This is a genomic window from Ramlibacter sp. (genome assembly GCF_029866045.1).
Lineage (GTDB): Bacteria > Pseudomonadota > Gammaproteobacteria > Burkholderiales > Burkholderiaceae_C > Ramlibacter.
In genome coordinates this window covers 1-10,702 of record NZ_JARXAB010000049.1, presented here as the reverse complement: position 1 = coordinate 10,702, position 10,702 = coordinate 1, and the positions used below count along the sequence as shown (strand labels likewise).

Annotated in this window: 11 protein-coding genes and 1 pseudogene; 8 read left to right on the top strand and 4 right to left on the bottom strand. The window is 66.1% G+C overall.

The genetic code is table 11. From position 1 onward, the window contains the following. Positions 1-83 precede the first annotated feature (83 nt). The 8 genes from QE494_RS05580 to QE494_RS05545 all read left to right on the top strand — a co-directional run bounded on the left by QE494_RS05580 (position 84) and on the right by QE494_RS05545 (position 7,985). A complete protein-coding gene (locus tag QE494_RS05580) occupies positions 84-1,244 on the top strand; it encodes a GGDEF domain-containing protein (protein WP_300041919.1) in 1,161 nt (386 codons plus the stop codon). A gap of 75 nt (positions 1,245-1,319) precedes the next feature. Beyond that, positions 1,320-2,432, top strand: a complete 1,113-nt coding sequence (gene tadA / locus QE494_RS05575; RefSeq protein ID WP_300041918.1) for a tRNA adenosine(34) deaminase TadA — start codon at positions 1,320-1,322, stop codon at positions 2,430-2,432. Continuing rightward, positions 2,429-3,340 carry an LD-carboxypeptidase gene (locus QE494_RS05570; RefSeq protein WP_300041917.1) on the top strand — a complete coding sequence of 304 codons (912 nt, stop codon included), beginning with the start codon at positions 2,429-2,431 and terminating at the stop codon, positions 3,338-3,340. The genes tadA and QE494_RS05570 overlap by 4 nt, the downstream gene beginning before the upstream one ends. 238 nt (positions 3,341-3,578) lie before the next feature. Then, positions 3,579-4,607, top strand: coding sequence for a tripartite tricarboxylate transporter substrate binding protein (locus tag QE494_RS05565; RefSeq protein WP_300041916.1), 1,029 nt, complete (start codon positions 3,579-3,581; stop codon positions 4,605-4,607). A gap of 20 nt (positions 4,608-4,627) precedes the next feature. Continuing rightward, positions 4,628-5,038 (top strand): nuclear transport factor 2 family protein, encoded by a 411-nt coding sequence (locus tag QE494_RS05560; RefSeq protein WP_300041915.1) that lies wholly within the window; start codon positions 4,628-4,630, stop codon positions 5,036-5,038. Between the two features lie 35 nt (positions 5,039-5,073). Further along, positions 5,074-6,063, top strand: a complete 990-nt coding sequence (locus tag QE494_RS05555; RefSeq protein WP_300041914.1) for an SDR family NAD(P)-dependent oxidoreductase — start codon at positions 5,074-5,076, stop codon at positions 6,061-6,063. Continuing rightward, positions 6,060-7,085, top strand: coding sequence for a tripartite tricarboxylate transporter substrate binding protein (locus QE494_RS05550; protein WP_300041913.1), 1,026 nt, complete (start codon positions 6,060-6,062; stop codon positions 7,083-7,085). Before QE494_RS05555 ends, QE494_RS05550 begins: the two co-directional genes overlap by 4 nt. A 117-nt stretch (positions 7,086-7,202) precedes the next feature. Continuing rightward, positions 7,203-7,985, top strand: coding sequence for a hypothetical protein (locus tag QE494_RS05545; RefSeq protein ID WP_300041912.1), 783 nt, complete (start codon positions 7,203-7,205; stop codon positions 7,983-7,985). A gap of 182 nt (positions 7,986-8,167) precedes the next feature. Here the strand turns inward: QE494_RS05545 and QE494_RS05540 are convergent, their stop codons facing one another. The 4 genes and pseudogenes from QE494_RS05540 to QE494_RS05525 form a co-directional block, all read right to left on the bottom strand. Continuing rightward, positions 8,168-8,824, bottom strand: coding sequence for an ankyrin repeat domain-containing protein (locus QE494_RS05540; protein WP_300041911.1), 657 nt, complete (start codon positions 8,822-8,824; stop codon positions 8,168-8,170). Between the two features lie 4 nt (positions 8,825-8,828). After that, positions 8,829-9,638, bottom strand: coding sequence for a TatD family hydrolase (locus tag QE494_RS05535; RefSeq protein WP_300041910.1), 810 nt, complete (start codon positions 9,636-9,638; stop codon positions 8,829-8,831). Between the two features lie 181 nt (positions 9,639-9,819). Beyond that, positions 9,820-10,185, bottom strand: coding sequence for a PilZ domain-containing protein (locus QE494_RS05530; RefSeq protein WP_300041909.1), 366 nt, complete (start codon positions 10,183-10,185; stop codon positions 9,820-9,822). Beyond that, a pseudogene (locus tag QE494_RS05525) lies at positions 10,182-10,702 on the bottom strand (DNA polymerase III subunit delta'); the annotation flags it as partial. The pseudogene QE494_RS05525 and the gene QE494_RS05530, both read right to left, overlap by 4 nt.

The following is a 10,702-nucleotide window of genomic DNA, read 5'->3' as shown; positions in this document are numbered from 1 at the left end:
ACCTTTTTATAGTTCCTTGGTATACATTTAACTCTGAGTAAAGAGTTCAAATGGATCAATATCCAACTCGCAAGGAGTTCTAAATGCACAGAATTGGACGCTGGTATTTCGGGGCGCAGCAGTTTGGCGAGACCCAGTTGCTCACCGAATTCCGCTACCGGTTTCTGATGGTCTTGCTCGGAGTCAGCGTCGTTGCCTCCACAGCCTACTTACTGTCGGGCCTGACTATCTCGGGCGCAGCGGGCGCGCAAGTTGCCACCCCTGAGCATATGCGGTCCATGCGTATCTTTGCCATGGCGTCCACCCTGCTGTGGATCGCGCTGCGAGAGCGGCCCCAATTGCTGGTGCCAGTGGCCTGGGGCTATGAAATCGTCGGCCTCATGGCCCATGCCTCGGCTTTGGTCTACCTGCCATCAGATGAGCTGCGCATTCTCTGGATCTTCACGAATCTGCCCATCGCCTACTTGCTCCTTGGCAGGATCGCCGGAGGCCTGCTGACCGCGCTGACCGTGCTGGGCCTGCTGGCGCTCAACCCCACCCTGGCCGCACCCTATTCAGAACCCGCCCTGGCCACCGCGGTGATCAGCCTGGTCTTCCTCTCCGTTTTCCTGCACGCCTCGGTGGGCCAGATGCTCGGCCTGTTTGTCCGCCTGCGCACATTGGCCCTGCGCGATCCATTGACGGGCGCTCTCCATCGGCGGGCCTATCACACGCTGGTGACGCGCCAGATCGGTGCCGCCCGCAAAAGCGGTCGGCCTTTTGCCCTCCTGGCCATCGACCTGGACCGCTTCAAAGTCGTCAACCAGACCTGGGGCCATGAGGCAGGTGACGAAGTCCTGAAGGCGGTGGCCGCCTGCGTGCACGCCGGCATCCGCGAGGGAGACATCGTCGGCCGTATCGGCGGCGAAGAATTCGCGGTCTTCCTGCCTGAAACCCATCTCGCCGGTGCCGTTGCACTGGCCGAACGCCTACGGCATGCGATCGAGGTCCTCGCGCCGCCGCTCGAAGGGCAGGCACTGCCCCTCACTGCCAGCATCGGAGTTGCCGCTCAGGGCGACGGCGCGCAGGCGAAGGACGGCGCCGCCAGCCTCCGCAGCCTCGAGCGGGAGGCGGGCCTGGCCTTGGCCGATGCCAAGAGGGAGGGTCGCAACCGGGTGGCGGTGTTCGGGGTGGGAGGCCTGCGTAGCGAGTCTCTGCCCGCGGTTCTCCCGTCTGGCCCCGGCAGGCCGATTCCAGCGGGCTGAGTCAGGCGCGCTCTAGCACCCCTGACCCGGGCGGATAGGGGCCAAGCAGAACGGCGCTCCGGGCACAATGCGCGCATGCCCACCCGTGACGAAGCCTTTATGCAACTGGCCTTGGCCCAGGCGCGCCAGGCACGGGCGGACGGCGAGGTGCCCGTGGGGGCGGTCGTCGTTCAGGGTGAGCGGGTGCTCGGCCTGGGCCGCAACCAGCCCATTGCCCGGCACGACCCGACCGCCCACGCAGAGGTGATGGCTCTGCGGGCCGCTGCCCACACCTTGGGCAATTACCGGCTGGACGGCTGCGAGCTGTTCGTCACCCTCGAGCCCTGCGCCATGTGCAGTGGCGCCATGCTGCACGCCCGCCTGGACCGGGTGGTTTATGGCGCGGCCGACCCCAAGACCGGCGCCGCGGGCTCGGTGATCGACCTGTTCAAGACCCGGCGCCTGAACCACCAGACCACGATCGAGCGCGGCGTACTGGCGGAGGAGTGCGGCTCTCTGCTGGCGGACTTCTTTGCAACTCGACGCGCGCTCACCCGGCAAGAGGGGACGCCACTGCGTGAGGATGCGTTGCGAACGCCCGAGGCGCGCTTCCAAGACCTGCGCGGCTTCCCCTGGGAGCCCCGCTACCTGGCAGACCTGCCCTCAGCCCAGGGCCTGCGCCTGCACTATGTCGACGAGGGCCCTGCCGACGCCCCGCGCGTTTGGCTATGCCTGCACGGACCCCAAGGCTGGAGCTACCAATTCCGGGACCTGATTCCGGCCTTTTTGCGCGCTGGTCATCGGGTGATCGCGCCGGACCTGGCGGGCTTCGGCCGCAGCGACAAGCCCAAGCGTGAAGCTGCCCATGACATGGATTGGCATCTGCAGCTGCTGCGCGAGTTGGTTGCCCTCCTGGACCTGCAGCGCGTGGTAGTGTTGCAGGCTGCCGGGCTGCCCTTGGGCAAGGGCTTGCAGCTCACCGAGGGGGCTCGCTGCGAGGGGCTCATGGCCCTCGAGTTGCGCGCTGATGCCGCCATGCAAGACGCCTTGGAGGCGCCGTTTCCCGACCGCGGGCACCGGGCCGCCCTGCGGGCTTTCGAGGGCTGGGTCGCGCCTGACGATCCGATCGAACCGGAGGAGGGCGCGACAGCCGCAGCCCGCGCGCTCTCGCACTTCCTTGAACAACCCCGCCCAGGTCAGACCCCTTGAGCCACCTCTATATCTATTCCCCCTCCAGCGCGGTGCGAGACCGCGTCGCGTTTCGTCGTGGCATCGCCCGGCTCAAGGCCTTGGGCCACGAGGTGGAAGTGGATTCCGACGCCCTCACCAGCCACATGCGCTTTGCCGGTGACGACGCCACCCGCCTGGCCGCCATCGGTCGGGCCGCGGCCAGCGGCGCAGACATCGCCCTCATCACCCGGGGGGGCTACGGCCTGACCCGTCTGCTGCCTGAGTTGCCGTACAAGGCAATCGCCAAGGCGGTGGCGCGTGGCACACGCTTCGTCGGCCTGAGCGACTTCACCGCTTTCCAGAACGCGGTGGCGGCCCGCACCGGCGCGCTCACCTGGTCCGGGCCGGCGCTGGGCGAGGACTTCGGTGTCGAGGGCGAGCCCTGCGAGATCATGCTGGCGTGCTTTGACGACCTGGCCAGCGGCGCAGGGGAGGGCGCTGGCTGGCAGCTGCCGCGGGCCGAGGCACGCGAAAAGCCCCTGCATACCCGCGGCCTGCTCTGGGGCGGCAACCTGAGCGTGCTGGTTTCGATGGTGGGCACACCCTACCTGGCGCCGCCCAAGGGCGGCATCCTCTTTCTCGAGGACGTCAACGAGCACCCCTACCGGATCGAGCGCATGCTCACGCAGTTGCTGCACGCAGGCATCCTGGCGCAGCAAAAGGCGATCGTCCTCGGGCAGTTCACGGCCTACAAGACGGTGCCGCATGACAAGGGGTTCAAGCTCAAGACGGTGGTCGACTGGCTGGGCGCGCAGGTCAAGGTACCGGTGCTCACCGGGCTGCCCTTCGGCCATGTGCCCACCAAGGTCTGTCTGCCGGTGGGTGCCAAGGTCGATCTGGTGGTACAGGGGCGCGACGCGATGGTGCTGTGGGGGCATGGGCACTGACGCACAGGGCACGCGGCGCGCACTCGCGCTGCTCTGGCAGTTTGGCGCCTGCCACGCCTCGGCCCATGACGCATCTGCATCATGGCGCTTAGCATCCGCCCAATCACCGACAGCGGAGTGTTTTCACTAATAAATGAACAAGCAAAGTCCCTCGGCTCACCTTGCTTGCGCCGCTAGACTCATGCGTAGACGATGCAGCCAATGGGGCCAGCACGCGTGACGACAGGAGACAAAGACGATGGACACCACCCGGACACCCCCGCAGCAAGCTAAGTGTCATCCCATGCGCCTCTCGCGGCGCGACTCCCTGCACCTGGGCCTGATCACCGGCTTGGGCATGATGGGTCTTGGCCCAGCCTCTGCCCAGACCCGCAGCTACCCGACTCGGCCGGTGCGGCTGGTCGTTGCTTTCGCCGCGGGAGGCGCGGGCGACTTCCTGGCGCGGCTGGTCCAGCAGCACCTGCAAGAGCGCTGGGGGCAGGCCGTTGTGGTGGAAAACAAGCCTGGCGCCAGCGGCACTATTGCTGCCGACCTGGTGGCAAAGGCGGCGGCCGATGGTCACACCCTTTTGGTGACCAACCAGCTGATCGTGCAGGCACCGAACGCCATCGCCAAAGTTCCGTATGACGTCATGCGAGACCTCACGCCCATCGCTGAACTCGGGGGCGCGCCGCTGATTCTGGCGGTCAACGCCGGCGTGACGCAGGCGCGCACCTTGCCCGAGTTCGTGACGGAGCTGCGCGCCAAGCGAGGCAATCACAGCTACGCCTCGGTCGGCGTCGGCTCGATGGGCCACCTGTATGGCGCACAGCTCAATGAAACCGCCAAGCTCGATTTGGTGCACATCCCCTACAAGGGAAGCGCTTCGGTGGTGACGGCCCTGGTGGGCGGAGAGGTCGTGACCGCCTTCAGCGACTACGCGACGATGAAGCCTCACGTCGATGCCGGCAAGATTCGGCTGCTCGCCGTGTCCAAGCCCGATGCCCGCACGAGCCAGCTGCCGACCTTTACCTCGCACGGCTACCAGGGGCTGGACTCCTACAGCTGGATCGGTATGTTCGCCCCGGCCAGGACACCGACCGCGGCGGTGCAGCAGATCGCCGCCGACGTAAACACGGTGCTGCGGCTGCCTGACGTCGCCCGTCGCATCGCGGAGCTCGGCCTAGATACCGGCGGTAGCACCCAGCAGCAATTTGCGTCCATGGTCGCGGCCGATTTCGCCCGCTGGCCGGCTGTCATGAGAAACGCCGGCATCAAACCGGAATGAATCCCCAGAACAGGACTGCCATGAGCACCGATACAGACGACCAGAAAAAAATGGCGGTTTTCCGCACCATGGCCCGCGCCTGGCACGAACAGGACTGGGACACCTGTGCCAGCCTGTTTGCCCCCGACGGCGTGCTGCACTCCAAGATGCTGGCGCCGATTGAGGGGCGCGACACCATCCACGCGCGCATCTCCAAGCTCGGCGGCGACCACAAGCGGGTGACACTCCACATCCAACGCATGGGCGTGATCGATGGGGTGCTGTTTGTCGAGCGCACTGACGAGATCGTGATCAACGGCCGCCGCGGGGAGTGCCCGGCAGTGGGCGTCATCGAGTTCAGCGGCGACAAGATCGCCCGTTGGAGCGACTACTACGACCGGGCGACGCTGGCCCAAGCCGCCGGGTACACCCCCGAGCAGGCGGCCCACTGACGCGCCGCGTCACGCCCGAAAAAAGGAAAGTCCGGATGGCCAATCCCAGCAATGCGCCGCTGAAAAAAATCATCAGTTTCTACCTACGGTTCACGCCGAGCTACAGCCAGATCGGCTACTACGCCCGCTGCCTGCTTTGGCGGCGGCTCAAGGGCGACTTCCGCGGCCAGACCTGGCTGGTGGTCGGAGGCTCCGAGGGCATCGGCGGATCGGCCGCGCGCAGCGCAGTCAATGGAGGTGCCACGGTGATCTGCATCGGCCGTGACACGGCCAAGCTACAGGCGTTTGCCCAGTCCACCGCCCACCCAGAGCGGGTCATCGCGGAGCAGGCCGACTTCTCCCGGATGACCCAGGTGATGGATCTGGCCGACCGGGTCGAGCGCCGCGGCCTGAAGATTGATGTCCTGGTGAACAACGTCGGCATCCAAAAGCGAGACCAGATCATCACCGCCGAGGGCTTAGAAACTTCCTTCGCCACCAACATCCTGAGCCACTATCTTTTCACCCGGGAGTTGCTCGCGCGCGGCTTGCTGGCGGCCGATGCGAGCGTGATCGAGACCTCTTCGGGCGGCATGTACAACCACCCGCTGAACGTGAAGGACCTCAACATCACAGGGGAGGGCTACCTCGGCGTGCGCGCCTATGGCCTGTCCAAACGTGCCCAAGTCTCGCTGACCGAGCATTGGCGCCGCCAGTCTGCGGGCACCCCTCGCCGCTACTACGTGATGCACCCAGGTTGGGTCGACACCGCGGCGGTCGGCCGCTCGATGCCTCGGTTTCGGGCGACGCTCAAGTCGGTGCTGCGCAAGGACCACCAAGGGGCCGACACCATCGTCTACCTGGCCGAGCGTCGGCCCGAGCAGCGCTCAGACGACAGCATCTGGTTCGACCGCAGCGAACGCGAGCCCCATATCTTTGCCCGCACCCGCGACACCCGTGACACCCCCGAAAGCCTGGCAGCCTACCTGGAGCAGCAATGCCAGGCGCTGCTCGGAGACTCAGCTACAACAAGGAGACAAGCATGAAACGAAATGAACAGTCCGGTGTGCGCCGCCTCGAGCGGCGCCAGATCTTGCGCCAAGGTTTGGGCCTGGCAGGCGGCATCGTTGGAGGGCTCGCCAGCGCAGGGGCCGCCTGGGCGCAGACCGCCACGCCCGCGCAGACAATTCGTCTGGTCGTGCCCTATGCAGCCGGCGGTGGCGGTGACGCCCTGGCCCGAGCGCTGGGCCCCAAGCTCGCAGACGCCCTCAAGCAGACCGTCATCATCGACAACAAGCCGGGGGCCAGCGGCATCATCGGCACCGACCTGGTGATCAAGGCGCCGCCAGACGGCCAGACCATTCTTTTCCATACCTTGCCCATGGTCATGGTGCCGGCCATGTTCGACAAGCCGCCCTACGACCCGGTCCGGGACCTGGTGCCGGTCATCGAGATGATCAGTTCGCCCCTTTGGCTGGCGGTGAGCGCCGCCCGGTCGACGGCGCGCAACCTGCGCGAACTGACCGACCAGATCCGGGCAGAAAAGGGCAAGCACAGCTACGCCTCGATCTCCCCCGGCTCTACCGGGCACCTGCTGGGATTTCAGTTCAATGAACAAAACAAGCTGGACATGGAGCACATTGGCTATAAGGGCGGGGCGCCAGCCACCCAGGCCCTGCTCGCCGGCGAGGTCACCACGGCTTTTCTCGACATCTCCACGCTCAAGCCGCACCTGGCTGGCGGCCGTATCCGGCTGCTGGGGGTCAGTGGCGCGCAGCGTTCGCCGCAGACACCGGAAATTGCGTCGCTCAAGGAATTGGGGCTGGCAGGTTTCGAAGCGACCGCCTGGGGCGGGCTGTTCGTTCCCAAAGGCACGCCAACGGCCACGGTACGGCGACTCACCGACACGGTGGCGCAACTTTTGAAGGACCCGGAGCTGTCTGCCAGGTATGTGTCGCTGGGCTATGCGGTGTCTGCGAAGTCCCAAGAGGAATTCGCCGCCCAGGTTCAACGCGACCGCGATCACTTCGGCGCATTGATGCGAAAAACTGGCGTGAAGCCCGACTAAGGTGATCCCCGTTGCGTGACGGAGTACTCCGGTCGCGCCGCGGGGAGGGCAGGGTGACCCCATCGGCCTGGGGCTTAGGTCTAGGCTAGGAACTCCTATCACTCACCGGAGTTCGCGATGTGGCCTCAGATTCAGCGGAGCATTTCGAGCGCGGCTTTCCGCACGCTTGCTCATTCCTCATCGGTCCCCGCCACAGCCGGCAGCGCGGACCCGATCCTCGCGCAGGCCCTGCAAGCGGCGGTCCATTCGTCCTACCAGGCCCATTGGACCTTTGCTGCCCAGACGGCCGGTAAGCCAGACCGCCAATGGAGTTTGGCGCTTCCGGGCGGGAGCTCTGGCGTCTTGCGACGGCCCGATCCGGCCGATGCGCTTCGGATCGCCGCCTTTCTGCGCAGCACGCCACGCGGGCCGGTGGATCGTCCTGACGACGTGGGCGGCCTGACCCAGGCGGTGCTCGATCTGCTCTGGCAGGCGGTGGCTCCGGCTGAGGACGCGTTTGTCCTCGCGGGCCGTGAGTCGATTCTGGGCGTCGCCCAGATCGAACGAGAGCTTGAAGTCTGCGAGCCAGAGCTCGACCGGGCTTGGCTGGCCGGACAGGGATATTTGCCGTCGGAAGTCTGCGTGGGCCGCATGGTCCTGGCCAAGGCAGTGCGCGGACACGGGTTCGGACATCTGCTCAAGGAGGCCCAGCTGGCGGCGGCGGCCGATGCCGGCTACCGGGCGGTGGTGAGCGCAGCCGGCCATGACATCGGGCTGGCCATCGCGCGGCGTGTGGCGGGAGACCGCTGCAGACCCTCAGCGTCGGGCTGGATTCTGGTGCCGGTGCCCCAAACACCCGCTGCGGCTGGCACAGCTTCTGGTCGACTGGACTCCGGTGGCACGCCCCAACCAGCGCACTGAAACAGCCGGGGAGCCAAAACGGGGGGCAGGCGGGGATCCAAGCGGGGGGGGCCAAGCGGAGATTCGGGCACCGCGCCAGCGGGCGCGGGCCTCGATTTACCGCTCGGCTGAACCCTCAGCTCACCCCTTATCTCATCCCCTGATTCAATTTGACATAACGAACATCGTGTTATTCACAGCACCTACCAACCCCGTGGCAATTTGGCCCGGATCGCCAACCCGATCTGGGTGCCAACATCCTGGCGACCGGCTTGGATGGCAAAGTCTTCAGCGGTCAGACCCAACTGGTTCTTCAAGGTCGGGTCTGCGCCGGCCTCCAACAAGGCCTTGACCGCGGCCAGCGTGCCGTACTGCGCGGCCATCATCAGCGGCGTGGTGCCATTGGGCGACTCGGCGTCAATGTAGGCATGGTGCTCAAGCAGAAGCTGGATCAAGGCGACCTGGCCGCCCGTGGCCGCGTAATGCAACGGCGCCCAGCCCGTCTTGTTCACGTCCGCTCCGCGCTCAATCAGCAATTGGGCAACGCCCTGGTGGCCTTTGAGGGCCGCCATCATGAGCGGCGTCTCGTCGGCAGCGTTGCGCTCATCAAAACGGGTGCCGGGCCATCGGACCAACACACGGGCCACCTTCGGTGCTGGCTCCTGCAGCGCCAGAAACAGACCCGACTGCCGCCTCGGACCCATCGCATGAGGATCAAAACCGCGCTGCAACAACTGGCTGACCCGCCACGCGTCGTCTTGCTTGAGCGCTGCAACAAAGTCTTCGTAGGGACCGGCAAATGCAGAGGAACCTCCAATCCCGACAAGGAGATATGCAATTAGTCTCGCGTAAAGTCTCATGATTTCAGACCGGCTGAACGCCAGTGAAAAGTCGCTCGAAATTGGCGCTGGTGGCACTGCCGATGGCCTCAGGGCTCAGTCCGCGCAGTTCAGCAATCTGGCGTGCCACATAGGGCACGAAAGACGGATTGTTGGTCTTGCCGCGGTAGGGTACCGGCGCCAGATAGGGGCTATCGGTCTCGATCAGCATTCGGTCGAGCGGCACCATCCGCGCCACTTCCCGCAGATCGGCGGCGCTCTTGAAGGTGAGGATGCCCGAAAACGAGATGTAAAAGCCCCGGTCCAGCGCCGCTCGGGCGACCTCGGCGGTCTCAGTGAAACAGTGAAAGACACCGCCCACGGCGCCAGCTGAGCCGTTTTCGCCCTCTTCGTCCAAGATGGCCAGGGTGTCTGCCGAGGCCTGCCGGGTGTGAATCACCAGCGGCTTGCCCGATTGCCGGGCGGCGCGGATATGGGTGCGAAAGCGCTCACGCTGCCACTCCATGTCGGCAATCTCGCGGCCGCCCTTGCGCTCAGCCATCTGGTAGTAGTCCAGACCCGTCTCACCGATGGCTACCACCCGAGGGAGGGCCGCCAACTCAACCAGCTCGGCCAGACTGGGTTCGCGCACGCCCTCGTTGTCCGGGTGCACACCCACCGTGCACCAGAAGTTGTCGTACTGGCGGGCCAGTGCATGGACGGACTCGAAGTCCTCCATGGTGGTGCAAATGCACAAGGCACGGTCGACGGCCGCCTCGGCCATGGCCTCGCGGATGCGGGCCAGGTCGGTCGCGAGTTCGGGGAAATTCAGGTGGCAGTGGGAGTCGACGTACATGGGCAAGGTCCGATGCGGGCACCACGGCGGGATTCAGGGTGCCCGGTCAGGCCACATTCTCTCTGATGCTGCTCCTACAAGCACCAAAGAGGGCGAGCGCAATCGTGCAGGGTCGGTCGCGCGGGGTTGTTCGGAAGGGCCCAGTAGCCTGCTGCGCCGAGCGACAAGACACAAGCCGAAATCAGAGGGTCTGCGTCGGCCGCTCCGACGCCAGCTGGGAGCCCAGAATTTCTTCGATCTTGAGCTTCAGGAGGCGGGACTTTTCGTCACCCGGAAAGCGCACGCCCACGCCCTGTGTCCGGTTGGACGAGGCCCTGGCCGGGGTGATCCAAGCCACTTTGCCGGCTACGGGGTAACGCTGCGGATCGTCCGGCAGGGAGAGCAGCACATAGACGTCATCGCCGAGGCGGTACTCGCGTGCGGTGGGAATGAAAACTCCGCCCTCGTTGAACAGTGGAATGTAGGCGGCGTAAAGCGCGGCCTTTTCCTTGATAGCCAGCTGGATGACGCTGGGTCGGGGGGTCGCGGGGGTGAGGGAAGGGATCATGTGGCGGCTCGCCCGGAGTGTAGGGCGGTACGCGCCCGGCTCACAAGTGCCTCGAGCATCAGGCCGGCGTTGAAGGGATGCTCTGCCGTTCGCAGCTGGCCTGCGAGCTCGCGCCACCAGGCTGCCAGCTGGTGCAGCGGGGCTGCCGGCGGCAGGTCGCTCGCTTCGAAGAAACGCGGTCGCCCGCCTGCTGACTGCGCCAGCAGGTCATGACAGAGCTTTTGCATCGCATCGATGGCCTCGGCGGGCGACCAGTCGGCCAGGGCGCTCGCGTCGCCGCGGGCCACCGCCTTGGGCAGCAGGCGCCAGCGCTTGGCGTCGCGGCCCGCTCGGGCGGCGCGAAGCGCGTCCTCGGGCCGGCTGCCACTGGCGCGCAGCAGCACCTGGGCATCGGTGGCGGACAGGCCATGGCCCTCCAGCCAAGTCAGGGCCTCGCCCTCCTCCGGCCAGGCCAGGGTGTGGCCCTGGCAGCGGCTGCGAATGGTGGGCAGTAGCTGGTGCGCCGCCTCGGTGGCCA

Bases quoted from the DNA above. Each gene is read 5' to 3' on its own strand.
- QE494_RS05580 (WP_300041919.1), top strand. From the start codon at position 84: ATGCACAGAATTGGACGCTGGTATTTCGGGGCGCAGCAGTTTGGCGAG.
- tadA (WP_300041918.1), top strand. From the start codon at position 1,320: ATGCCCACCCGTGACGAAGCCTTTATGCAACTGGCCTTGGCCCAGGCG.
- QE494_RS05565 (WP_300041916.1), top strand. From the start codon at position 3,579: ATGGACACCACCCGGACACCCCCGCAGCAAGCTAAGTGTCATCCCATG.
- QE494_RS05560 (WP_300041915.1), top strand. From the start codon at position 4,628: ATGAGCACCGATACAGACGACCAGAAAAAAATGGCGGTTTTCCGCACC.
- QE494_RS05555 (WP_300041914.1), top strand. From the start codon at position 5,074: ATGGCCAATCCCAGCAATGCGCCGCTGAAAAAAATCATCAGTTTCTAC.
- QE494_RS05550 (WP_300041913.1), top strand. From the start codon at position 6,060: ATGAAACGAAATGAACAGTCCGGTGTGCGCCGCCTCGAGCGGCGCCAG.
- QE494_RS05545 (WP_300041912.1), top strand. From the start codon at position 7,203: ATGTGGCCTCAGATTCAGCGGAGCATTTCGAGCGCGGCTTTCCGCACG.
- QE494_RS05540 (WP_300041911.1), bottom strand. From the start codon at position 8,824: ATGAGACTTTACGCGAGACTAATTGCATATCTCCTTGTCGGGATTGGA.
- QE494_RS05535 (WP_300041910.1), bottom strand. From the start codon at position 9,638: ATGTACGTCGACTCCCACTGCCACCTGAATTTCCCCGAACTCGCGACC.
- QE494_RS05530 (WP_300041909.1), bottom strand. From the start codon at position 10,185: ATGATCCCTTCCCTCACCCCCGCGACCCCCCGACCCAGCGTCATCCAG.